Source organism: Blautia sp. AF32-4BH (assembly GCF_003460565.1).
GTDB classification, from domain to species: Bacteria; Bacillota; Clostridia; order Lachnospirales; family Lachnospiraceae; genus Fusicatenibacter; species Fusicatenibacter saccharivorans.
The window spans coordinates 22,280-47,442 of record NZ_QTVL01000020.1 but is presented as its reverse complement, the minus strand read 5'-3'; the positions used below and the strand labels follow the sequence as shown (position 1 = coordinate 47,442).

27 protein-coding genes and 1 pseudogene are annotated in these 25,163 nt (G+C 36.5%); 4 read left to right on the top strand and 24 right to left on the bottom strand.

Annotated elements, in window-relative coordinates; all coding sequences use genetic code 11:
• Positions 1–316: 316 nt before the first annotated feature.
• The 23 genes and pseudogenes from DWZ44_RS16665 to dinB all read right to left on the bottom strand — a co-directional run bounded on the left by DWZ44_RS16665 (position 317) and on the right by dinB (position 21,380).
• Positions 317–1,972: a hypothetical protein gene (locus tag DWZ44_RS16665; protein ID WP_117805357.1), complete on the bottom strand. Its 1,656-nt coding sequence runs from the start codon at positions 1,970–1,972 to the stop codon at positions 317–319.
• 98 nt (positions 1,973–2,070) lie between these two features.
• Positions 2,071–2,310, bottom strand: a pseudogene (locus DWZ44_RS16660) (tyrosine-type recombinase/integrase); the annotation flags it as partial.
• Positions 2,311–2,431: 121 nt separating this feature from the next.
• Positions 2,432–4,009, bottom strand: coding sequence for a recombinase family protein (locus DWZ44_RS16655; RefSeq protein WP_012744257.1), 1,578 nt, complete (start codon positions 4,007–4,009; stop codon positions 2,432–2,434).
• A complete protein-coding gene (locus DWZ44_RS16650; RefSeq protein WP_012744258.1) occupies positions 4,006–5,697 on the bottom strand; it encodes a recombinase family protein in 1,692 nt (563 codons plus the stop codon). Before DWZ44_RS16650 ends, DWZ44_RS16655 begins: the two co-directional genes overlap by 4 nt.
• A gap of 1 nt (position 5,698) precedes the next feature.
• Positions 5,699–7,390 carry a recombinase family protein gene (locus DWZ44_RS16645; protein WP_074108843.1) on the bottom strand — a complete coding sequence of 564 codons (1,692 nt, stop codon included), beginning with the start codon at positions 7,388–7,390 and terminating at the stop codon, positions 5,699–5,701.
• Positions 7,391–7,498: 108 nt separating this feature from the next.
• Positions 7,499–7,747, bottom strand: coding sequence for a DUF6870 family protein (locus DWZ44_RS16640; RefSeq protein WP_015568866.1), 249 nt, complete (start codon positions 7,745–7,747; stop codon positions 7,499–7,501).
• Positions 7,728–8,108 carry a type II toxin-antitoxin system PemK/MazF family toxin gene (locus DWZ44_RS16635; RefSeq protein WP_015568867.1) on the bottom strand — a complete coding sequence of 127 codons (381 nt, stop codon included), beginning with the start codon at positions 8,106–8,108 and terminating at the stop codon, positions 7,728–7,730. Before DWZ44_RS16635 ends, DWZ44_RS16640 begins: the two co-directional genes overlap by 20 nt.
• Before the next feature lie 577 nt (positions 8,109–8,685).
• Complete coding sequence (locus DWZ44_RS16625) at positions 8,686–9,159, bottom strand: sigma factor-like helix-turn-helix DNA-binding protein (RefSeq protein ID WP_172677211.1); 474 nt, start codon at positions 9,157–9,159, stop codon at positions 8,686–8,688.
• Between the two features lie 325 nt (positions 9,160–9,484).
• A complete protein-coding gene (locus tag DWZ44_RS18510; protein WP_015529888.1) occupies positions 9,485–9,637 on the bottom strand; it encodes a hypothetical protein in 153 nt (50 codons plus the stop codon).
• Positions 9,638–10,445: 808 nt separating this feature from the next.
• Complete coding sequence (locus DWZ44_RS16620) at positions 10,446–11,141, bottom strand: transposase (protein WP_015529886.1); 696 nt, start codon at positions 11,139–11,141, stop codon at positions 10,446–10,448.
• Positions 11,142–11,409: 268 nt separating this feature from the next.
• On the bottom strand, positions 11,410–12,012 hold the full coding sequence (locus DWZ44_RS16615; protein WP_055039879.1) for a response regulator transcription factor: 603 nt from the start codon (positions 12,010–12,012) through the stop codon (positions 11,410–11,412).
• Entirely contained in the window at positions 12,012–13,295 is a 1,284-nt protein-coding gene (locus DWZ44_RS16610; protein WP_055039880.1) for a hypothetical protein, read from the bottom strand. Before DWZ44_RS16610 ends, DWZ44_RS16615 begins: the two co-directional genes overlap by 1 nt.
• A 41-nt stretch (positions 13,296–13,336) precedes the next feature.
• Positions 13,337–13,984, bottom strand: a complete 648-nt coding sequence (locus DWZ44_RS16605; protein ID WP_015529882.1) for a hypothetical protein — start codon at positions 13,982–13,984, stop codon at positions 13,337–13,339.
• Positions 13,975–14,679, bottom strand: a complete 705-nt coding sequence (locus DWZ44_RS16600) for a hypothetical protein (protein WP_117805356.1) — start codon at positions 14,677–14,679, stop codon at positions 13,975–13,977. Before DWZ44_RS16600 ends, DWZ44_RS16605 begins: the two co-directional genes overlap by 10 nt.
• Entirely contained in the window at positions 14,672–15,343 is a 672-nt protein-coding gene (locus DWZ44_RS16595; RefSeq protein WP_015529880.1) for an ABC transporter ATP-binding protein, read from the bottom strand. The genes DWZ44_RS16600 and DWZ44_RS16595 overlap by 8 nt, the downstream gene beginning before the upstream one ends.
• Positions 15,343–16,704, bottom strand: a complete 1,362-nt coding sequence (locus DWZ44_RS16590) for a radical SAM protein (protein WP_055039881.1) — start codon at positions 16,702–16,704, stop codon at positions 15,343–15,345. The genes DWZ44_RS16595 and DWZ44_RS16590 overlap by 1 nt, the downstream gene beginning before the upstream one ends.
• Positions 16,705–17,241: 537 nt before the next feature.
• A complete protein-coding gene (locus DWZ44_RS19590) occupies positions 17,242–17,379 on the bottom strand; it encodes a LytTR family transcriptional regulator DNA-binding domain-containing protein (protein ID WP_015529878.1) in 138 nt (45 codons plus the stop codon).
• A gap of 127 nt (positions 17,380–17,506) precedes the next feature.
• The gene (locus DWZ44_RS16580) at positions 17,507–18,346 is read right to left on the bottom strand and encodes a PD-(D/E)XK nuclease family transposase (RefSeq protein WP_015529876.1); all 840 of its coding nucleotides are present in this window, start codon (positions 18,344–18,346) and stop codon (positions 17,507–17,509) included.
• A gap of 103 nt (positions 18,347–18,449) precedes the next feature.
• Positions 18,450–18,821, bottom strand: a complete 372-nt coding sequence (locus DWZ44_RS16575; RefSeq protein ID WP_044921552.1) for a hypothetical protein — start codon at positions 18,819–18,821, stop codon at positions 18,450–18,452.
• A 9-nt stretch (positions 18,822–18,830) separates the two neighbouring features.
• Positions 18,831–19,403, bottom strand: a complete 573-nt coding sequence (locus tag DWZ44_RS16570; protein ID WP_008688147.1) for a hypothetical protein — start codon at positions 19,401–19,403, stop codon at positions 18,831–18,833.
• Between the two features lie 250 nt (positions 19,404–19,653).
• Positions 19,654–19,893: a hypothetical protein gene (locus DWZ44_RS16565; RefSeq protein WP_005344271.1), complete on the bottom strand. Its 240-nt coding sequence runs from the start codon at positions 19,891–19,893 to the stop codon at positions 19,654–19,656.
• Between the two features lie 12 nt (positions 19,894–19,905).
• Positions 19,906–20,118, bottom strand: a complete 213-nt coding sequence (locus DWZ44_RS16560) for a DNA-binding protein (RefSeq protein ID WP_055039882.1) — start codon at positions 20,116–20,118, stop codon at positions 19,906–19,908.
• Between the two features lie 14 nt (positions 20,119–20,132).
• Entirely contained in the window at positions 20,133–21,380 is a 1,248-nt protein-coding gene (dinB, locus tag DWZ44_RS16555; protein ID WP_117805355.1) for a DNA polymerase IV, read from the bottom strand.
• A 194-nt stretch (positions 21,381–21,574) separates the two neighbouring features.
• Between dinB and DWZ44_RS16550 the strand changes: the two genes are divergently transcribed.
• Both DWZ44_RS16550 and DWZ44_RS16545 read left to right on the top strand, forming a co-directional pair.
• The gene (locus DWZ44_RS16550; protein ID WP_055039884.1) at positions 21,575–22,306 is read left to right on the top strand and encodes a helix-turn-helix domain-containing protein; all 732 of its coding nucleotides are present in this window, start codon (positions 21,575–21,577) and stop codon (positions 22,304–22,306) included.
• A 56-nt stretch (positions 22,307–22,362) separates the two neighbouring features.
• Positions 22,363–22,563, top strand: a complete 201-nt coding sequence (locus tag DWZ44_RS16545) for a helix-turn-helix transcriptional regulator (protein ID WP_005344265.1) — start codon at positions 22,363–22,365, stop codon at positions 22,561–22,563.
• Positions 22,564–22,620: 57 nt separating this feature from the next.
• On the opposite strand, the gene DWZ44_RS16540 is transcribed toward DWZ44_RS16545, so the two are convergent.
• The gene (locus DWZ44_RS16540) at positions 22,621–23,010 is read right to left on the bottom strand and encodes an MmcQ/YjbR family DNA-binding protein (RefSeq protein WP_055039885.1); all 390 of its coding nucleotides are present in this window, start codon (positions 23,008–23,010) and stop codon (positions 22,621–22,623) included.
• 247 nt (positions 23,011–23,257) lie between these two features.
• Here DWZ44_RS16540 and DWZ44_RS16535 point away from each other — a divergent pair, with 247 nt between their 5' ends.
• Together DWZ44_RS16535 and DWZ44_RS16530 are read left to right on the top strand one after the other, a co-directional pair.
• Positions 23,258–23,581, top strand: a complete 324-nt coding sequence (locus DWZ44_RS16535) for a MobC family plasmid mobilization relaxosome protein (protein ID WP_015528500.1) — start codon at positions 23,258–23,260, stop codon at positions 23,579–23,581.
• Entirely contained in the window at positions 23,548–24,927 is a 1,380-nt protein-coding gene (locus DWZ44_RS16530; protein WP_117805354.1) for a relaxase/mobilization nuclease domain-containing protein, read from the top strand. The genes DWZ44_RS16535 and DWZ44_RS16530 overlap by 34 nt, the downstream gene beginning before the upstream one ends.
• Positions 24,928–25,163: the final 236 nt, after the last annotated feature.

Sequence of the window (25,163 nt, the reverse complement as noted above, 5' to 3'; positions counted from 1 at the left end):
TTATGGGATATTTTTTAGGGCAACACAATCCGTCGAATTATTTTGCACTTACACAAGAAATGCTATTTATAGAAGTATTTAAGACGATTTGAGACTTTTCATTCTGAACAGAAAATCCTGCCGTGGCAAATAAAAAGTACTTTAATCATTGTTTTATTTCTCCTTGTTTTGCCCTGAAACGCCCTGCTTTGCTAGGGTTTTCGGGTGTTTTATTAAATGCTCTGAAATTACAGATTGTGGCAAATCAGAGTAAGATTGAACACGTTGCTACTACCTGTTAGTAGTAAAATTGGTAGTAAAATGAAGCTTCTTACTACTAAGCATTCTCGTGATATATCATCCTTATATTTTTAGAACCACATATCGGACATTTTTCTGGTTTCTCATGTATTGCCACATCATGATCTTGCATTAAACAATTTTCACAAAACAGATATTCTTTACTAAACAATGCTTTTCTTTTTGCCGCAAGTTGTCGCATTATTTCCCATTTGCTAGGATTTTTCCCTATAATAAAATCAGGCGTAATAAAAAGTGATGTTTTAACTTTCAAGAATGTATCATCCAATTCTGTTTCAATATATTCATAATCGTCATATAAAAAAATAACATATCTTCTTTCTCTTTCAGCTTTCCATTTGCTATCTTTAACAGAAAGAATCCAATATTGCAATATCTCCTGTAAAAACATTTTCTTATTATTGTCAGATAAATCAAACATGTCTATAACGCTAAATAAGTATTGTAATTCCGTCTTTGCTTCTTCAATGTCATATAAAACATCAAATGTTATTACTTGAGCTATATATGGTCTTTTCATAGTATCTGGCAAATCTGCGTCAGCGTCAGCCTTTTTTGTCAATGTATATAATCCAATAGGTCCAATCAGGTCCACAATTCTATCATTTTTATATCCATACAAACATTCTCCATAACCGTCTTGCATATGGCTATTATTTATTGACTTACTGAAACATGACACATAATAGTTTCGTGTCTCAGAAAAATCAATGTCTTTTATCCAGTCATAATGAATCCATGACATATCTTCAAACAATTCTGGAATAACTTTTTTCTCTCGCTCATCATTAAGCAGCTCTGTTTTCTTCATCCAAATTTGATGATTACTAATACTACTCTTTGCAACTTCTATTGGCAGATATTTACAAATATAATCATTGTTATACCCATTTCTCGATTTTAAAATGAAATTGCTTATCATCATCATAAGCACACCCTTAACTGGTCGAATGTTTGCAGGCTGCTTATTCATTCTAAGTAGTTTTGCTTCTATTGCTAATAATTTGTATAATTCTTCTCTTGTAAATTCCCATAACTTTTCTCTTTTACTTCCATGCATATTACTAATATCCAGTAACATAGATGTATATGAATGAGTCAAGGTATCAATCTCTTCTTCCGTTTGGCAGCTTTTTAACGTTTCCTCTACAATTTCTATTAATTGTTCTGCAAATGACTTATTCTTTTCTATTGTGAACTTTTGATACGCTATGTGATACAATCTCAGTGGGAACATAAGCCCCTGTTCATATGGTATTACACGATATGTATTTTCTTCATCACAATTAATCACAGGATTAAACCAAGAAGTAATTTTCTGTAATCTAGTTACCTGCGTTATAATATTGTATATATATGTTTTTAATGAAGATATTTGATATGCATTACCAACTAAATAGAGAAAATTCAGTATCCCAACTTCATACTCGGTTACACGAACCAATCCAGAATTCTCATTCAAATTCAAATCATGCTCACACGTTAAAGACAAAAGGACTTCTCTTGTCTTATAAGACGGATTTTTCCTAAATTCTTCTACACATTCACATAATGTATCTAAAATCTGTTCACGAGCATTCGCAGGCCATTTTTCTGGCTTCTCCGCTGTTTTTTCATCGTAATACATTTCACAACCATTCCTTTCATATGAAATCAAAACCGCTTTTCCCATCTTCCTAAATCACCCTGATTATATTATATCCTCTGAACCTACTTTTTTCCACAAAAATAACGCCCCAGTCTATACCAGAGCGTCATCCCATTTCCATATTATACAACTTTAAACACTTTCTGCGACATCGGTTTCTCCTTCTTCTGCTCAACCTCCGCCTGCGCCTTCCTAAACTCTTCCATACGTTTCAATTCTTCCTCAGCATCATCAAAACTGATATGCGTGTACACATTCATTGTAACACTTATATCCGAATGCCCCATGAGGTACTGTAACGTCTTTGGATTCATTCCTGATTTTGCCATATTGCTGCAATAGGTGTGTCGGCATACATGTGGATGTGTCAAGTATAGGACAAAAAAAATTTTATTTTTTTCTGCCGAAGACTATCTGACGCTTCCATCAGGTAGTCCCAGCACCTTTATTATCTTTTGATAAGTCATTCTTGTCCTGCTCAAGTTATCTCTGTTCTGAAAAAATATCGTCAAAATTCCATTCGATTTCAATTTCATCCTGACTATGAACACGGATCACCTTGATAACCTCACGCAGCTTCTCTGTATCGAACTTCTGAATTCCCAAGAAATCTTTTAGTTTTATTTTATCAGAAAGTTCATTTTGTTCAAGAAGCTTTTTACTATTCTTCGCATCTTCTATCTTTCGTTTTATTTCATCCAGCTGTACACTTATCTTTTCAGCTCTCTGCTTATACGAATCACGATCTATACGACCATCTTTGTAATCATCATAGAGTTTCATCTTTTCCGAGGTCAACTGTCGGCTCTGTTTTTGCAATTCTGTAGTATTGATCTCTTTGTATTCACATTGTCTTTTGGAAGATACTTTCTTTCCTTTTTTCAACATTGACGCTGCATACTGACGGACAAGCCCAAGGATATTCTCCTCCATCGGTTCCCTACGAATCACCAGACTTCGGCACACAGGATCACCATTGGTTCTGGCATCTGAACATTTCAGCAGATGCTCTGTTTCTTTTAACAGAGAATGCCCACAGTTGGCACATATCAGCAAGGCCGGCTGTTTTTTACGTCTTTCCAGAGTAAAATTGGTGCGTGATTCTGCAACACTTCTCTTCTTTTTCGGATGCATTTCATTTGCTTTTTCAAACAATTCCCTGTCTATAATTGCCGTATGATGATTTTCCAGGCGAACCCATTCTGTTTCATCATTCAGAACTGCTTTATGGCCCGTATGCATACTGCAACGTGTTTTGCCCCAGATTCTGGTTCCAATATAAATCTCATCCCGGACGATTGCCGATACTGTCGTAGGGCTCCAGTGTTTCTTTTTGATCGTGTCAAACCTCTGGAACTGCACCTGATCCCCTCTTGATAATTTCTGCTCATCACAAGTAGCAATCGCCTGTCTGTTCAATTCCCTTGTAATATCTGCAAAACTTGTTCCCTCCGCTGCCATCTGAAAAATCATTTTCACGACTTTTGCAGCCTCCGGATCAACTTCCAGCCTTCCATCTTTTCCTTTTTTATAGCCATATCTGGCATTTACCGGAAGACGTGTACCATTTTTTGTTCTCGTCTGCATTGCTGATGAAATTTTCTTGGACAAATCCAGGCTATACATATTGTATACCAGATTCTGCAATGCCACATTCATTCCACCAGTCATTCCGCTGCTTGCTGCACTGTCATAGCTGTCATTAATCGAAATAAATCGAATCTGCAGAAGTGGAAAAATATATTCAATATAAAATCCAACTTCCAGATAGTCTCTTCCGAATCTGGAAAAGTCTTTTACAACTACACAGCCGATTTCTCCACTTTTCATGTCATCCTGCAGCTGTTGAAATCCCTGCCGTTTAAAATGAGTACCGCTGACACCATCATCCACATATTCCAGGATATCTGCCTCATCTACACCCAGCTGATCAATCACAAATGATTTTAACAGAATTCTCTGAGAAGTTACACTGTCGCTCTCTTTTTTAGCTCTGCCATCTACATTGTCATCTTCTGCGGATAAACGGATGTAAACAGCTGTTTTTCTATGATCTGTCATCTTGACTGCGCCTCCTTCTCTTTCTTTAATTTCTGTAAATCTGCAAACTGATCGTCATATACCAGCTTGATCTCATAATCATACTTACCATGGATAATAATTGAATCCACAAAGGCATCTGCCATTTCTTTTGTCAGCTTACGCTTTGACATATAAGTATGTATCACTTTTCCCCATCCTTCCTCGATATGATAATCCTTGGAATACCGTACCTGTGCCGCCAATACTACATCCAGGCGGTTCTTGATGTTTTCTATTTCATTGGAATAGATACGGGAAAACTGCATGTATTCTTCTTCTGTAATCAGACGTTCCGAATAATCCTCATATAAATCAGATTTACGCTTGCTGATCCTGCTCAACTCCCGCCGAAGTTTCCCCACTTCCTTATCCAGAAGCAAATACTGTGTCTGGTTTCTGGAAGCAGAATTCATTTCACGGATCAGTTTCTCTGTATCCAATACGGCTTTCATATGTGACTGGATCAGGCGAAGGACGTCTTCATCCACGTATTCTTTTTTGACTCTGTGCCCCTTACACTGATTTCCTCCGGATTTATGGTTCGCATCTGCACCACAGATATAATAAAATGTCCCTGTTTTTTCTCTGGACAACACCATGCGGTTCCCACAACCCCCACACCTGATCTTGCCGGTATAGAAATTATGATTCCGAATGGCTCCATTATTCAGCTGATGCTTCTTTTTGTATGCTTCCGTAAATTCCCGGATTTTTTCCTGTACCTGCCGGAACAGTTCTTTATCAATAATTCCTTCGTGGGTATTCTCAGCATAGAGCCACTCACTCTCCGGTAGATTTCTCTGCTTGTTTCCTTGAAAAACACTCTGCTGATATTTTCCATATACAGAATCTCCGGTACAATGGACATCCTGAAGTACACGTTTCACTTCATAATTATTCCAAGGTTTGGATTCCGGTGAAGGCTTTTCGCCTGTTTTATAATATTCCCTCTGCAAAGTCGGGGAAAGGATACCATCTGTATTCAGTCTTTTTGCAATATCGCTGTAGCTGCATCCATCCATATACATAGTAAAAATTTCTCGTAAATGTCCGGCAGCCTCCTCGTCAACTACCAGCTGGTGTCTGTCCTGTTCTGATTTCCTGTATCCATAAGGTTCCCATGCACCAGTAAATTTTCCTTCTTTCCACAGGGCTTTTTTGGCACTGCTGCTCTTTTTTGCAAGGTCTTTGGAATAAAACTCATTGATGATATTTTTTAAGGGAACTGTCAGATCCACTCCCTCACGGAAAGAATCAAAGTCATCCGTCACAGCAAGAAACCGCACATGAAAAAACGGAAATACACGCTCAATATAATTACTTGTCTCTACATAATTCCTTCCAAGTCTGGATAGATCCTTTACAATCACACAGTTAATTTTTCCATGCTTGATATCTTCCATCATCTGCGTAAAACCAGGACGGTCGAAATTTGTACCAGAATAATCAGAATCCTTATATATTTCTGCAACTGCGATGTCTTCCGTATCTGCCACAAAGTTTTTCATCAGTTCCACCTGGGTTTCTATCGTTCCTCTTTCTAAGGTTTCTTCTGTTTCCATTGAAATTCTGGCATACAATCCTGCCCGGAACGGTCTGCTCACCTCTGTCTGGACGGTTGCACTGCTGACTACTTCCGGAATGTTTTTCCTGCTCTTTCGTGCCATTTTATACAACCTCCTTTACATTGACCTGCAGATTGTTATCATCATCTATTACCATATCAACTCCCATAGCAGGTAATTGATTCAGCAATGTCTGATAACAATCATCAAAATCAAAAGTGATCTCTATATTCTTTTTATCATATACTCTGATTTGCCTGATCAGTTCTACCACCACTGTGCGGGACAGTTCTTCAATATCCTGATATTTCACAAAATAATCCAGCCAGGTATTGGCATTGTCTGCTTTTTCCAGCTCACTATCCATTTCTTTCTGGATTGCACGGATACTCTCTTCCGCATTTCTAAGCCTCTTTCCATAGGCTGCATGAAGCTCTACATAGTCTTCTTTTGATACAATGCCCTCTTTCATATCCGAATAGAGCATCATCCGTAACTCCTTACAACGTTCTGTCTCCTGTTTTTTCTTCTCCAGCCTGTCCTGCAGCTTCTTCATATTGATCTCCTGAAATGGCACAGTACCAACAAATTCCAGGACTCTTTTCAGGTGCAGGATATTCTGGATATGCTGTTTCAGCATCACCAGTACGGCATCTTCCAGATCCTTTTCCGGTATTCTATGACTAGAACAGCGTTTTGTTTCTTTATTTGCGGAACATAGATAATAAGCATATTTTTTCCCTGCCACAGTAGAAACCTTTCTTGTCATAGGTGCACCACAATCCGCACATACAGCAATTCCGGACAACAGATATACTTGCTTTTGGTCAGGCGAAGTACGTGTATCCATGCCCAGAAGTCTCTGAACAATTTCAAAATCACGGTCACTCACCAATGGCTCATGATTTTTCTCAATCCGGATCCAGTCATCTTCCGGTTTCACATAAGTCTGCTTCACTTTATGGTTCGGTGTCGTCCTTTTTCCCTGCACAAGGTTTCCGATATAAACCTCGTTTTCCAGTATCCTGCGGACGGTAACGGAACTCCAAAGTGCCTGTTCTTTCTGCCGGAAGCCTGTTTCATAATGACTGCCACTGCTGATTTTATACTCAAATGGGGAAAGAATACCCAGTTCATTTAAACGATTAGCAATCGCATCCTGACTCATTCCCTGCAGCTTCATCTTAAAAATATCCTGTACTACACTGCCTGCAGATGGATCAATCTCTAATTTATGCTTATCTGTCTTTGCCTTCCTGTATCCAAAAGCTACAAACGGAGTCACGCATTCGCCTTTTTTCCTCTTAATCTCAAGATTACTCCTGATCTTAATAGAAATGTCACGGCAATAAGCATCATTGATTAAATTCTTAAATGGGATAATAATTTCGTCTGCCTGATTCTTTCCCTTGAGACTGTCATAATTGTCATTGATGGCAATAAAACGCACACCAAGAGCCGGGAATAATCTCTCGATATACTTCCCAGAATCAATATATTCCCTTCCAAATCGTGATAAATCTTTTACCACTACGCAGTCTACAATCCCACGCCGGATATCTTCCAGCATTGCCTGGAATGCTGGGCGCTCAAAATTAGAGCCTGAGTAGCCATCATCAACTCGGACTGAAACAACTTCTATATCTTTTTTGTCTTTCAGGAAATCCAGAATCAAAGCTTTCTGGTTAGAAATGCTGTTACTTTCCAGTTTTGCTGAACTGGAAATATCGCCATCTTCTTTAGATAATCTGACATAGATGGCGGCATGATAGATTTTATTGATATTCTGATACATATCTTACCTCCTTTTATTACGTCAGAAAATCCATGTAATAAAAGGGGGCTGCATAATCTGTCCTTACCGACATTCTAACACAGTCCCCTCAATCTTGCCAGTACTTTTTCAGACACTCAGAAGCATATTCTCAAATGCCTGCTCCATAGATATACCGTTATTGGCAAATCTGACTTTTACTTTCATATTGCCGATCCGGACCAAATATGGATTTCCTACTTTATTCAGAAAAATATCTCTCCGTTCCTGAAGCGATTTATTTCTGTCTGCTTTTATCATCCGTAGATCAGTCATTTCATTGATATCTACATCACTGAAATCCTGCTCCAGATAGTTTCTATATTCCTCTGCCGTCATGCCCTTCTCCTTCCATTCCCATCTGAATCTGTACTGCTTTCAGTACCCGATCCAGGCTCCACTTGTTCACTCTTCCGCATTTCTCAATAATACATTTCGTAGAAATGCTCATAACCTGTTCAGCCAGTGCCAGGCTTCCTTTTCGGATTCCCGTCATATCATATTTGCTGATAAATACATGTGTTGGCAAATACCGCTTCTTATATATTCTTGACGTCAGCGGAACTACTGTAATGACTGAACTGTATGTATTAGCTTTGTTGTTACTTACTACGATCACCGGTCTTACTCCACCCTGAACCGAAGTTGTCGGGAACATACCGAGATCCGCCCATAAGATATCTCCTCTTCGAATCGTCACTTGTCATCTCTCCAATCCTTTTTTATTTGTAAAGCATTCATAGCGCTATATTAGCTCCACAGGAATACGGCAGAGTTCCTTTCCAAGACGGAAAGCTCTGCCGCATAACCTCTATAGCCAATTTGATTATTAAACAGTGCTCGCTCGATTCTATTTATCCTCGATACCCCGAATCGTTACTCCCGCATATGCAGGAAGGGAATAATAACCTGCCCGGATGCATACTCCGGACCACAACCCGGAAACTCTCGTTTCCAGGCTCCAGCAGTTCATAGGTTTACCAGTTACAGACTTCTCAGGATCTGCAAGTGTATCGCATCTCATACATATCATCGCATCACCAGCCTGCCAGCTGGCTTCGGTCAGTGCTTTTTCGCAGCATTACGGACTGAACTAAAAATCTTTGTTTTGTCTTATAATCCTATAGCGGCATCTTCCTCGTGCTCTTTGCATGAAATGTCACGTCAGTTATTATTGGATATTCAGTTATCATGGTTCATTTTAGGAAGTCCTTTAACTTCCTCTAATTACTAAAGTCAAATGACTTTGGCAGATGCAAAAGATTTTGAAAAATTTTTTAAAAAAATTTATTCATATACATTTCACGCATCTTATTAAGAGTGGATTTCAACTTGTATGACAGCATCTGTCTGGAAATCCCCATAATCTCCGCCATCTGTGTCTGTGTCTTGTTTTCAAAGAAAATACCATAAATAATCATGCGTTCCTCTGAGTTCAGTTGATTGATCACTGTGTGAATATCCTGCTGTTCCATTTTTGTCAGTACACAGTGCTCCACATCACAGTTCAGATCTGGAAAATCCTCAATCATGAAGCCTTCTCCATCAATGGACTGACCGCTGTAAGGTACTTCTCTCAGCATCTTATCCACAACCTCACCCAGTTCATTCTTAATCTCAACTTTTTTTGCCTTGCTGCTTCTGTAAAAATTATTCATCGCATACGCAACTTCTTTTGTAATCTCGATCATTTCTCCATCAATATTTGCGTAATACTTTCCTTCGTAAAAATATGGGTGTTCAATATACATATCCGTTCCTCCTGAATTTGAAATCTTGTTGCTCGTTTCAAATTCGGAAGGAGGACCTTTGTTTAGGATCATGCCTGCTCCGCCTTCATCCTGCCGGGACACATCCGCAGTTATTGGCTGATAAATTCAGGCACGAAAAAAAGCCCCAGTAGTTTTTCTTAACTACTGAGGCTTCTGTCTCTTTCTTGTATTCAGTTATCTATGCCCTCTTTCATCAGCATAATCATTGTATCAGGATAAAGTTCACAAAGTATCCTCAATACGTTCCCATAAGTTCATGTCATAACAGAAATCGTACATATTTCGGTGTTAAAAGTTCACCCTGCTATTCTTTTACTTCTTTTCCATCTATATAGAGTTCAAATATATCAGGATTATTGACAACATCATAATCCTTTCCATATTCTACAGGTCTGTATTCGACTGTCATCACCGACGCTCCGTCTTCAATATCCTCTTTCCATAGATATATATTCATACCAAGGCTCGTCGCATATCCTCTGTCCGTAGAAAACTTTATCGAATAAAAGAACTTTTCTTTAATACTAATCCTATCCGATACCAGTCTTTTCCCTTTCTTGCAAGCAGTAATCCCAGCCCAAACTTCTGGTACATAATCTGCACAATCAGAGATACTTCATAAATTCGTTACTATTTTTCAATTATAATACTCTGATAAAAATATCGAGGACCTCATTTTCAGAGGCCCTCTTAATACAAACTTTCCATGAACATCTCGAGCTTAAATCCAGAAGCAGTTATCCTGATATGTACATTAACAGATCCTGTGTATAATATTGTTAACTTCCTGATGAATTAACTCTCGACTGTACGAGAACCTTATAATAATGGATTTGTGACTGTTTTATAAGTTAACTCTCGAGAGTTAATTAATTCTCGTGTCGTTAACGATATAACACGCACAAACCGCATAAATAAGCCATTTATTTGGAACGAGAGTTAATTTTACAGGAAGTTAAGAAATATACTATAAATGAGCAAATTTGAAAAATTGCACAAAATTATCCTGCTAACTTCATAAATGCCTTAAAATCATTACTTCCTTTTGCAAGTTGGAAGAGATACTGATACTTTTCTGTCTGAATAATGCTTCCAATCCGGTGGTAGCCTTTTTCAAAAGAACAGAATTCACCAGTCCCTGTCACACACATAAAATGTGCCATTGACATAAGAAGCCAGTATCTTCGGACTCCCTGTGCAGAACGTATCTGATAGCTGTCCAGTGCCAGTTTATTCTTACACTGGCGAAAAAATACCTCTATCGGTCACCGGCAGACATAATAAGACAGTGTTTCGTCCAATGATAATGAAACGTCTGTACTGAGAAAAGCACGCAGTGCTTTTGGATTTCCAAATGCTTTTTCCGGATAACTTAAAAGAACTACGGCATTTTCAATACCGTTGAGTTTTCCCTCATAACGATACACGTAATATTTTTGTTTTTTCACTGTCACAAGGCGAAAATTGGAACGTGTGGACGTTAAAAAAGCAGCAAACTCATTAAGTTTCTTTTTGAATCCAAATGGATAAAGCATCCGGTTTGTTTTCAGTGCACCTATGGTATGAAATCCTCCGGCTGCGAAAGTGTTGATTATTTTTTCAGAAGTATACCAGCAGGAAAGCATAACAGCAACTGCCTGGTGTCCGTAATCCTGTTTCCCCTTTAAATGGGATTGGTGAAAGTACGCGTCTTCAATTGGATGCAGAGCCTGTGACGAAGGCTTTGTTTTTGAAGCTGTCGTATCATCTACAATACAGAAAAAAGGCTTTCCGGTGCGAGCTGCTTCTGAATAAATAATCTCTATAACAGAACGTTTTAACGTATCTGAAAGTGAGGAATCATCCCATTTTCCTGAATTAAGGAAATGTGCGATCGTAGTCCTGTGACAGGAACTGTTTTTAGCAAAGTCCGTGGTTTTCCCATGGTATCCTAAAAGAAATATGCTGATCAGAATGCTCATAAGATGATTTATCACTCGATTGGAATAAAATTTGTATAAGTTTAATTTCTTAAGCTGGTTGTATATGAATGTAGAATGATGCATAGTATTTGCGAGAGACACCTTCTTTCGTAAATGTTGCAAATGTTTGTTTAGGTACTTTCATTATACAACACACGGAATCAAGGTGTCTCTCTTTTATGCAAAATCACGAACTTGCTCATTTATAGTTAATTATCTGCCTACAATTCTATCAAAAAAAGTAAAAAATACTTAAATTCGGAACAGATTACATTAATGGCTCAATATATCCTAGCTTTATTGCTTTGTTATAAGCTTCAACTGTATTAGATACTTCAAGTTTATCATAAATATTTTGAATATGGTTATATAATGTACGTTCACTTATAAAAAGATTCTTTGCTATTTTCTTCTTTATATCCCCCTTACAAATTGCTCGTAATATTTCAATTTCCCTCTCTGTTAATACCTCAATATCTGGAATTTTATTATAATATGTTTTATTACAAAGAACTCTCTTTAATCTTTCTACTAATTCCTCCATAGAAACAGACTTATTTATAAAATCCGCAGCTCCTTTGTCAAATGCCATCTTTTTGTATATAGGCATATCATACGAAGAAAGTATAACTACTTTTGAATCTGGATTAATTGATAATATATCTGCCAATATTTCAAATCCATTCTTTTCAGAACTATTCTTTAAATTTATGTCCAATAGAATAATATCAAATTCTTTTTCTCGAAACGTACGGAAAAAATCATTCTCCCTTTCAACATAGTAGCAAAGTGATACAAATTGACTCTCTATCAGTAATTTCTTTAAACTCTCTCCAAATAATCTATGATCATCAAATAGTAAAATTTTCACTAATCTACCTCCAGCTCGACACTAGACCATAAAATGCCATTTGAATAATTATATGTCAATTTCCCATTGTTTGCCTCTACAAGCACCCTCAAAAGTAGCACACCACCTTTAGACTTGAAAATATTTTCATAATCTATTGCACTCGCCCCATCACTCTTGCAGTTAATTATTAACACCATATTTTCGTCCAATTTTATTTCGTATTTGATATAAGTCGCATTGGAATGCTTAAAAATATTGTTAATCAATTCCTTACTAATCTGTAACAGCATTTCTAAATGCACTTTATTTTTTAGATATTTTTCTGCTTTTTCATTTATATCAATTTTTAATTGAACTTTCTTATTTGGATATATGGCTTGTATAGAATTTAACATATTTTCTAAATTAATATAGGCACCATATTCCAGAAAAATATTTGCCGAATAAAAATTCATCATTTTCCTTGCACGATCTTCCAGATTTAATAAAACCTTTTTCGATAGCACAATATCCGGTTGTTCTAATGCTAATAAATTGTAAGATGCTCTGATATCCTGGACAATATCATCGTGAAGTATTCTTGAAAAATTCTCTCTTTCAGTATTTATATACTTTGTTAAGAAAAAAAAGGAACTTATTTCTCTATAAAATTCTTGCCTATCCTCTATATGTATCATAGTTAATATTTCAAACAATAGCATAAAAACCTGGAAAATCATATTAAGGCAAAATGAATCCCAATCAAAAATATAAGATATATATACTACTAGTGGTATCCATAAGGTTAAAATATATTTTGACTTCTTTGCAGAAGTCGGAAGTATATGTACATATTTGAAATTTATCCATTTATACTTAACAAAAATATCTACCGCCATGCCCAATACTATCATAAACGAAGAAAAAAGGACAAACCGATTAATGTAAAAAAGCAATCCCAAAAAATAAGAAATAAGAACAGTTATTTCTTCCTTATATCTTTTCCTGGCTAATAAATTCCTTGCCTTATACAATAAAAATAATACAAATGCGATTTCAAAAATTATAATACCTGTTCTATGTATCATGGAACTACAGAATAATATAGGAACTGTATAATCAATACTATCCACTATATCTGTTTTTTTTTGTGATGTCATAATATATACATATAATGCACTAATAAAACAAACTAACAATATCATAGATAATGCATTTATCTCTACAGCATCATTTGTAATCAAATTAAATTTATAAAAAAAACTCCACATAACAATTATAGCTATATGGAGCAGAATATATATGCTGTACTTACTCTTCATACTCTTTTTCACCCACATCACTGAAACATCATTTACCGTATCTAGTAGTATGCCATTACAATTCTCTCTTTAGTGGCCATTCGCAGAACAAATACACTAACACACAAACTTATTACATACTTTATTATAACAGTTAAAATAAAATTATTGCTCCAGGAATAAAACATACTCTCAATAATTAAAATAAAAAAATAAAATACTGATATACGCAAAGAAATTCCCTTATATTTATTCATATCTCTTATAACCAAAATAACTGCATTAATAATTATACTGCTTAATAAGGTAAATGTAAAGAAATCAAGTATTTGGGCAACATCAGGTGATCCTATTTTGTATATAGTAATACCTAACAGTGGCATAAGAAGTAAGAGAGTTGATATCCACAAAGAAACTGTATGATTAATAAGGATAGATTGAAGCCTAGTCCCATTTGCAATCAACCACTCTATTCTTCTTGTGATTTTTTCCATTTGTAGTAAATCTTTACTTAATTCACAGGCAAATATAATATATAAAAAAATATACCCCTTCCAAAGCATATCAATATAAGTATATGAGCCAATTATTTTTTCCTGCCCTTTACTAAATAAGGTTAATATACCAAAAATAATTGCTACTAGACTCATAAAAACAAAATTACCTGTTAAAATTTTTTTCACATGAATCCTAATAATAGTCAAATCCATTGTCCAACACTCCTTACAACACTTTCATTGTCTAATTTAGAAATCTTTCTGAAAGAAATAACAGCTAAAATTGTCGCACCAATTATATTCAGAATAATAATAAAAATATACATACTAATATTTAAACCTGATACAAATTCAACAATTTCATTCGCACACATAGCACTAATATAAATCAGAAAAAAATTTCCAAAAAAGACTATATTTTTAAATAACTTATATTTTTCTACAGAAAATGTAATTGTATTGAAAAATAGAACTTCAGTGTAACTCATTATTACTGTCGATATAAAAAAGGCTATAATACCAAAAAATGAAATTTTAAAATCTATGAGATAATAACCTAATACAAATATAATAAAAGGAATTATAATTGATGCTTTTAAAATTTGTATTGTGTAGGCCTTAATAATAAACTTTAAATCAATCCCTGATGCTAAAAAAAACTCCATCCGTTTACTCATTTTATCTTTCACTGTCAAATCTATTATTATAGAATTTGCCTGAAGAAGAGTACATCCTAAAAGAACTACAAAAAAAACTAAAATAAGATAATCTGTTCCTTTTGAATAAAATTGATCCTGTTGAAATACAACCAACATCAGTGTCCCAAGCACTCCTACTCCTAACATATTAAAAATTGTAGATTTACTCTTAAATATAATATAAAAAACAGCTTTTTTAATATTATTCATAATCTCCACCTTCTTTTATAAATAACTCTTCCAGTGTTGTCCCTTTTATGTTATCTATATCCTCATTGAAAACAACCTTACCATTTTCAATCATAGTGACATAATCTGCACTTTTCTCAATTTCACTTAAATCATGAGATGTAATCAATATTGTTTTTCCTTCTTCCTTTAGTTTCTGGATAATCTTTCTTATTTCAACACGAGACAACGGATCTACCCCTGATGTTGGCTCATCAAGGTAAATAATCTCACTGTTGATTAGTATAACGATTAGAATTGACAATTTTCTTTTCATTCCTTTTGAATACGTACTAACACGTTTCAATAAATGTTCTGTAATATTTAATGAATCACTATATTTCTTATAGTCCTTTACGTAGTATCCAAAATACAACCCAAAGATTTTCAAGTTCTCCAAACCTGTTTTATCCTCATATAAATAATCATTCTCAAGCAACATTGCATGTTTACCCGATACAGATATTTTTCCTTCATCTGGTTCGTATAATCCGGTGAGTAAACGCAATAGTGTAGTTTTTCCTGCTCCATTTGCTCCTATCAAGGCATGGACAGAATTTTTCTTGACAGTAAAATTAAAATTTTGAAATAATTTCTTACCATCAAACGCTTTTGAAAGATTGTAAATAGAAATAATATTTGTCATTATATTAACAGCCTCCTAAACTCATTTGGTATATATTGGGAATACCATGCACAATTTTCAAAGCCTTTTTCTTTAGCAGCTACTAACCCACGTATTATGCAATAACTACAAAAGTACTTTTTTTCACACCCTGAGCATTCTTTACTTGTATAATCTGGAGCTTGTATACCACGAATCATATTCATTAATTGATAATTATTTGAAAACAACTGTCCGATATCCTCTTTAAATACATTTCCCAAAGATTTAATCACTGTCTGGTTATCCATTGCACAAAATTTGATTTCTCCCTCTGGCGTTATTGAAGGATTCGATGTAAATGCTCCACAATTCTTTGCGTTGCTATTTCCGTCTTTAATTTTATATAAAAACCCTTTTCCATATCGGGTATTAATGTTTTCTATTACTTTACCAACCCTTTCATGTTGTTCTAATGTCTTTAAAAGCAAATTATTTTTATCCTCTAAATCAGCTCTTCCCATAGGAGTAATTGCTGATATACCATAAGTTTCGATACCTGCTTCTTTTACCCATCCTGCAATATTTTCAATTTGGTCAATGTTTTGCGGTGTTACCATTGTAACAACTCTCATCAGTATTCCTGAATTATTAATTCTCATAATTGTGTCTTTAACACGGTGAGTAATATTGGGTATTTGTGTTCCCATAAACCAATTTATATAATCATCATTATCTCCGTGTAAATCGATTTGTACAACTGTCTGCTCCTTATGTTCTGCAATCAGTGCGAACAATTCTTTATTCCAAAATAAACCATTCGATAGTATACTTACTAATGAATAGTCAAGATTATACGCTTCATTCAGGATTTCTAAAAACCTCGGATGACACGTGACTTCTCCACCTGTAAATTCTACTACTCTTGTCCCTGCTTTACGTGCATCCTTAAGTAACTTCTTTATTTCCTCTGTATTATCTTTAAATGCATTCGTTGCACAATATTCTCCATAACAGTGCAAACACTTTGCATTACACCTATGTGTAATTTCTACAGAAATAGCTGATGGATACTGTGTTTTTCCATTTCCAAGTATTGGTATTTCTATTGGATTTGTTTTTTTTAAATACTCCACAGAAATTCCTGGATTTTTCTCCAATTCATTCAAAAAATTATTTAATTTATACTTAGCCTGTTCTTTCTTCTCTAAATGACAACTGATCATCATGTCAACTAGATCATCAAATGTTTTTGTCCCATTTAGGTTACGTATAATTTCTAAAGCATCTTTGTTAATGCGATACAATGATTCACCCATCTTTTCATAACGGTTATTTATTACAAGAATATAAGAATCTCTTTGTCTTTCTATTGCTTTTACGTTAATTAATCTCAGATACATACCTTCTCCTTATTGTTGTTTAACCTACAATATAATCAATCTTATTTCTATTATCATCTGTAATTATTTTATAGAAAGAACAGGAAGTGAGAATTATTACTATCTAGCGGTAAAATCTCACTTCCAGTCTTCTGCTTGTTATGATTTATTACTCAGAAAAATCCAACAAAACCTGCTGCACCCGCTGCAGCAATTGCGGATGGTCCACAGAACATACACCCTGTACATCCTGCACATAATTTACATCCGTTTCCCATTGGTGAAATACTAGGATTCATGGCATTTCCTCCTTATGTATATTCTCGACTTTGTTATCGAGTGACTAAATTATATATTAGCTTTACGACATTTACATGAGTAATTACTGCAATGTTCTTAGATTATGTCGATTATGCCATTAAGCTTAATCATTAAAAGCTTTATTTACTACTATAAATATAATATTCCTATTTCCATTTATTCCCCTCTAAATTCAAGATCATATCTTTGGAATGCGATTTCGAAATCTTTACGTCTTCTTCTTGCAACATTTATTTCTTATCCATTTATATTTATTGTTCCTTTTTTATAAGAATCAACATTCATTAAATTTACAATGCCGCTCTTACTAATTCTTATAAATAAATTTCTATCCAACATGTCTTCCAGTTGCACGAGTGAACAATCTCTTCGCATTGTTTTGCTTCCTAATTTCTATTCACATCAATTCTGAGAAAGCACTTTTTCTTTGTGTTCCAATTTCTTAAAAAGAAGCTGCCAGAAAATCATATCTTCTGGCAGCTTCTTTGAAATTCAGTATTTGTTAATGTGCAACACTCATGCTCTCATCAATCCATTTCTGTACGACATCGACGCCAATCTTAACGGCTTTAGCAATCTTGTCAGCAGGTAAACCCATCTCTGCAAGGGCAATCGTTGTCTCTTTTGCTTTTTGCATTTCACCGCTTTCAATACCTTCACTGTAAATCTGTTCCATCTCACGGCACATGAATTCCACCCCTTTCTGTGTTTCCTTCAATTCGTATACTCTGTCAGCAAGTATCTTACTGTGCATATCTTCTGCATTCTTACAGTGAAGATCATGCATCAGTCTGCCTAATTCTGTATCCTCTTGTTTCTTAGAATTTACATAGATAATATGAGCTTCATCCTTAAAATTCTCACTGACTTCTTCGATTTTCCTGTCTATATGATAAATCGGAAGTCCGTATCCAAGTGCATCGTCTCTGGTGATAAAAATCACGTAGCTTTCCGGAAGGTCATCAAAATCCTGTCCTGGATTTAATGTGTTCATATCCATCAGACCACTATGATACCTTGCTCTTTTGGGAGATGCCCCTTCGTTGTCCTGTTGGATTTCTACATCCATCTGCTTGCCTTCAGAATCTCTGGCAACACAGTCCAGAATAGCTGAACGCCCCTGCAAATTCTTATAGTCTTTCTGCAGAACTTGATCAATCACTTTCAGATCCTTTTTATTCATAATTACCTGCAGAACATATTCTGTACATTCCCGTTTCTTGAATACATTCCGCATAAACACATCGCTCATGATGGTAAGGTCTTTTAAGATACCCTTGTATCTTTCGTAACGTGTTTCCAATTCTTCTGTTTTCACGATTTCTTCTTTCGCCACGTCCATTCTCGCCTCCATTCTTTGCTATGTCAGGATAGGTTCCTAAATGTCTCCTATCCCAATTTCATCTTAACATCAAAATCAGCTTTTCACAAGCCACTATTTTATCCTACACCACTTGAAAACAATAATTTCCAATCAGTTTCATCCAACTATTATATTTATTCTTTTCACACACCTTTCGGCAAATTTCATTTTCCATCAATACACAGAACATCTTATCATAATCAAATGCCCAAACAGCACCATTCACATGGTTTTCCACTGCTTTCTGATCTATGCTTTTCAAGCGTGTGACCATTTTCTCAATTTCTCCATTTCCCAAGTTACCGATATTTTTGCAGATAAACCGAAAGAAATTCAACGTTGCATATTCGTCATGCCAATGGAACTCTTCTGGATTGTTTTTAATTTTACTGACTCGCTGCTGTTCTTTGATTATCTGAGCAGCTACACCTTTCATTGAATCTTCGTATCTCATATTATTCACCTACTCTTCCTCAACGCCCAGTGACGGTTTAAATCTTTTATCCTTTGCCTGCGGTACCACGATCTCATAAAAATAAAATCCTAAATACCCAAGTGCCTGCTTCTTCATTTTATAAAAAGAAGTCCTGCCTATTCCTAACTCCTGTTGTACTTCCACATCTGTCTTATTATAATGACTGCAAAAACAGGAATGAAGGATTTCACTGAGCATCACACCATTCGGTGCATAGAACTTCACCAAAGTCATTCCCCGATAGATCATGTCCGACAATCCATAAATAATCATCAGATTATTCATCTCCCGGTGCATCTTTGGCACATTCAGCTGGTTGTTATAAATGCTCAGATAACTCAATGCATATGCCATATCTTCATTGATTTTCTCCTGGCATTCCATATCCAGTTCTTCTAACACAATCTGATTTTCCAAAATCAATTTCTGATAGCTTGTCATCAATTCTTTAATATCAGTATAATGTCTTTCGATTGTAACTTCCAGATAATCCTGTGCATGACTTGCCATCTGGAAGGTAATTTCTTTCATTGATTTAATTGCATAATCTCTGTCTGTCATCAGTTTCAAAATCTCCTTATCATCATCACACTAACTGGCGGTCTTTCAGACCAGTTCGCTTTCCCCATGATTTTGATGGGAAGCAATTACTTACTACAACTTGCAGAAGCGGATATCCAAAAGGCATTGTGGGAGCTGCCTTTGCTGACCGGAATCCATCTTCTTATGTAAAACCTGCAGGAATATAAAGGGAAAGTGACTATCCCTGCCGGTTAATAATCCAAATAATATCGTCTATACCAATCTCTCCTTATGCTGTTTTTCTCTCCATAAACCATTTATCCACTTCGTAAAACAAGTGGCTTTCCTGCCCTTGTATCATACAGGTGTACATCATTCCTACACCGCCTGCCTTTCTGCTGGCGCATCGCTCGATTTTCAAAATTCTGTCAATGCTATACTTTCTTCCATCCTCCCATGTAAAAAATATGGGAACCAGCTGTCCGTCTTTCCGAAACTCTGCCACTACATCTACATATACTTTGTTCATGCCGACACCTCACTATAAAATCTCAATTGCTCTTGGCGATGCCGGGATTCTGCGGATATATCCATTTAACTCCAACTGCTTGATTCTGGAAAATGCTGATGATGTTGATTTCACCCCGATCAATTTTCCAAATTCCCGTACTGTCGGCGGATATCCATGCTCCTTCGTATAATCCAAAAGACACTGATAACTTTCTTTCTGTTTTCTGGTTAATGTTTTTTTCAAATCTATCCCTCCAATTACCCATGAAAATAACTGTGTGGATGGATCGTGTGCGTACCAGCGTCTAAGTGGGATAAGACTTTATCTTGATACATTGCCGCTCGCTGTATACTGAAATAACCAAACCGTCGTCTGATCTCATCTACAGTACGATCCAGCTTCTCTAACTTTTCCTTTTTCTCCTGATTTCCAAATAAATCCAACTGCACGGGAATATCATCTAACACAAGATCCGCAGCTCGGATTCCCAGGCTTCTAATGGGATGTTCCCATTTATAATTATCTTTAAATAGCTGAAATGCTGCAGTTACAATCTCGTTTGTAATATTCGTTGGCTGTCGTAAATGTATCTGTCTGGAAAAACTATACAATCCATTATCTCGAACTGTAATTTCTACTGTTTTGCATTTAAATCCATGTTTCCGCAATCGTGCAGCTACACTTTCTGCCAATGCTATTTGAATGATCCAGACATCCAGATCATTTTCCAGATCTCTCGGTGTTGTAGTGCTATTACCTATCGACTTTACTGGTGCTTCATATCCTTCCTTGCAAACCGGATCTTCATCCCAACCATTTGCGAAAGCCCATAATACATTTCCTATTTTTCCCAAATGGCTCTCTAACAACTTTTCGTCTGATTCCGCAAGTTGCCCAATTGTCCGGATTCCAAGTTTTTGCAATTTCTTATTTGTCTGTCTTCCGACATAAAGCAAATCTGTCGCTGGAAGCTGCCATATCCTGTCTTTATAATTTTCTCGATTAAACTCTGTGATTGCATCCGGCTTTTTATAATCTGAACCAAGTTTCGCATAAATCTTATTCCAGGAAATTCCAATACTTACCGTTACACCCAGTTCGTATTTAATCCGATGGCTGATTTCTCTTGCAATCGTCATTCCGATTCCTTTCAGATTTCTGCTGTCCGATACATCCAGCCAGGCTTCATCAATTCCATATGGCTCGATCTTGTCCGTATACTCCGAATAGATTTCTCTTGCCATCTGTGAAAATCTCAAATACAAATCCATCCGTGGTGGTACAAATATGATTTCCGGACAAATCTGTTTTGCCTGCCATAATGCCATTCCGGTCTTTACACCTTTTTGCTTTGCAATATAATTTGCTGTCAGCACAATCCCATGTCTGGCTTCCGGATCGCCACCGACTGCCAGCGGCATTCCGGTAAATTCCGGATGATGCAGCATTTCCACACTGGCATAAAAACAGTTCATATCACTATGCAGGATCACACGCTCACTCAAACTTTTCACCTCCCAGCTGTTTTCTTCAACATGATGTCTTATCAATTTTTGTATGTTTAGTATATATCGACATTCCGGAGATAGTCAAGTAACATCTTGGTTGTATTTTCTCCATTTTGGAGATTATTGTTGATTTTATTTCTAACATACGGTATAATGCATATAGAAAATTCAAATAGAAATGAGGCGAACAAATGCGTGATTTCGGGGAAATATTAGCAGAAAATAGAAAAAAGAAAGGATACTCTCAATCAGATCTGGTAGACCTGCTTTCTCAGGAAGGTATTCAGGTCACTACAAAAGCAATCTCCAAATGGGAGACCAATGCACGAGAACCAGCTTTACATGTTTTCCTGACACTTTGCCAGTTACTTGATATCGAAGATATATATGAATCCTTCTTTGGAGAAAACCCATATAACATTATGAGTGGATTGAATGAAGAAGGCAGAAATAAATTGATTGAATTTGCTGATATTTTGAAAGCTTCTAAAAAGTTTTCTCCACTGTCTGCAAAAATTATCCCATTCCATCATCCTGTAGAAATTACATGGGAACCAGTTTCTGCTGGTACTGGAAATTACCTGGAGGATTCTGTAAAAGAAACCTATGATGTAGGACACCTTGCTCCTGAGCAGACTGACTTTGGTGTACGGATTTCCGGTGACAGTATGGAGCCAGTTTATCATACAGATGATGTTGCATGGATTCAGAAAAAAGATTCTCTTGCTAATGGTGAAATTGGAATCTTCTATCTCAACGGCAATATTTACATCAAGGAATTACACGATGAGCCAGATGGTGTTTATCTGATCTCTTTAAATCAAAAATATCGTCCTATCCAGGTTTTGGAATCTGACTCTTTTAAAGTTTTTGGAAAAGTAATCGGGAAATGCAAAGGTGCAGAAATTCCGGGATTTCATTAGATTTCAACAGCAGGTTCATGATCCTGCTGATAACAATAAGCAAAGGAAGTGATTGAATGGCAATCAATAATACATTAAAAGATATTCGTGAAGAACGGAATCTCATTCAAGCAGATTTGGCTGAAGCCATAGGTTCCTGCAGCCAGACTATAGGCCGCATCGAACGTGGAGAACGTAATCCCTCTCTTGAGATTGCAATCCGGCTGGCCCATTACCTGAAAGTGCCTGTAGAAGATATTTTTCAAGTTGAAGACTGAAGCATAACAGCCGAAAAACCGAGGAGTAAAATCCCCGGTTTTCCTTTTGCTCAAAAATCACTGTAAACCACTTACATTTTCTTCTTTTCCGCCTGCTCCGTCAATCAGGTCATAACTCATATCTAAAAAGTCCAGTACCTTTGCTTCGCTGACCGAACCATCCAGTAAAATCGTGATCCAGTGCTGTTTATTCATATGATACCCAGGTAAAAATCCATAAGTCTGAATAATCATATTTGTCATGTCCGGATCACACTTTACGTCAATGATATCAACCAACTCTCTTCCTTCTAATCCCAGTTTCGATTTTTCAACCGTCATGATCACTGCATACCATTTTCCATTTTTATGTCGGAGTACTGCACTGTCCGGTAGTTTACTCCATAGATATTCCGGAAGTGTGCCATACTGTTTCTGCACATATTCAAATATTTCTTCTTTCTTCACAATCCATTCAACTCCTGATTCTTCTGATATCCTGTCCATAATCTTACCACATTTTTGTTCCCTATACTACCTGTCAAATTCTTTTGCATTTTCCCGGTTCTCCTGACTTTAACTAATAGAGGGATAAAACAGCAAGGACAGGAAGTGTATATACACTTCCGCAAAACGAGCAATTTAGGGAACCCTGCCCTAAATTAAAAACCCAGGAGTCACTACTTCGAAGAACCAAAGAAAGGAGAATCTGCCTATGGCAAAGAGAAAAAGAAATATGCAAATTTTATTTTGTGTTTCCCCGGAAGAAAAAAAGCTTATCCGTAGAAAGATGATTGAATCAAAAACAAAAAATATGGGTGCTTATCTTCGTAAAATGGCAATCGACGGTTACATCGTCAACACCGATACTACTCCACTGAAGAAACAGTATGAGGAAATGCATAAGATTGGTGTGAATATTAATCAGATTGCGAAAAAAGTAAACAGCACCGGAGATCTATATCCGGAAGAAATGCAAGAATTGAAAGAGATGGTGAAAGAATTATGGCGTATCTTAAGATCTTCCCAATTAAAGTAACAGACAAGAAAGCTCTGGACTACATCACGAATCCAGATAAAACAGATGAAAAACTGTTAGTTTCCAGTTTTGGCTGTTCCCCGGAAACTGCAGATCCTGATTTTTCTATGACAAGAGAAATGGCAAAAAAGAATGGAATGGACAAAGGTGATAACCTGGCATTTCATCTGATCCAGTCATTTAAACCTGGAGAAGTTGATGCCGAAACTGCCCATCGCTTAGGGCAACAATTTGCAAACGAAGTCCTGAAAGGAAAATATGAATACGTGATCAGCACCCATGTTGATAAAAATCATATTCATAACCATATCATCTTCAACGCTGCAAGCTTTGTTGATCATCACAAGTACGTCTCTAATAAGCGGAGCTACCATAAACTCTGCAGAATCAGTAATCGTATCTGCCATGAAAATGGACTTGCCACCAGTATGCCATCCGGAGAAAAAGGAAAAAGCTATAAAGAGAACATGGAATATCATCGTGGCACCAGTTGGAAAGCCAAACTACGTGTTGCAGTTGATAAGGCAATCTGGACTTCCATCAACTATGAGGAATTTCTACAAAAAATGCAGTTAGCCGGATACGAAGTCCGCCAAGGAAAGCATCTATCCTTCCGTGCACCGGAGCAGAAAAACTTCACTTATATGAAATCTCTCGGAAGCTATTATTCGGAAGAAAATGTTCGTATCCGCTTGGCTAAAAATCGTAGCAAAGTGAAAACTCCAAAGCATCTGTCCAGAGAAGCTCGCCTGTATATCAATATTTCCACTTATGTTACGACCGGCAATCGAGAAGGATTTGAACGATGGGCAAAGCTCAATAATCTGAAAGAGGCAGCCCGCACCTTTAACTATCTTTCCGAAAACAACCTGTTGAATTATGAGGATTTCAAGCAGCATGTATCTGACATTGAAGTTTCTGTGAAAGTTGCCGACCAAAAAATAGCACAAATCAACAGTGATCTGAACACGCAGAAAGTCATTCAGAAACACTGCGATTCTTACCGGCTCTGCCGAAAAGTGATTGAGGATTGCAAATCTGCTAAAAATCCAAAAGATTACCGTACCAAGCATCAGGCAGAATATCAGCTCCACGATTCACTAAAAAAAGAGCTTCAGGATCTCGGCGTTACCAAAATCCCAAGCTCTGACAAAATCCAGAAGCGGATTGAAAATCTTGAATCTGAACAGGATGCTACTGTCCGGGAAAAACAGGAATTGCAGAAAAAGCAGAAAACCCTAGAGATCATTCAGCAAAATTTCACTGCACTGCTCGATGCTCCTGAGATCAGTTCTGACTTACTTCAGGCAAAACGGGAATCTGTTTCTGTCACAAGAGATAAATGAAATTGCACTGACAACCCAATTATTCTCTTCCAAATCATCCCAAGGTTTCAGCCCATTTCCTCCCAGCTGACACCATACGGTGCACCTCAGGAGGTATGACCGGCAATAAAGAAAAATCTGTCATCTTGCAAGATTTCTTCTTTAGCCAGATTATCTCTTGTTTCTTTTTTCTGTCTTGCTCGCCTCTGCTGCTTCTTTTGTTTCGCAACAGCTGCTTTTTCTTCCAGCGTTTTCTT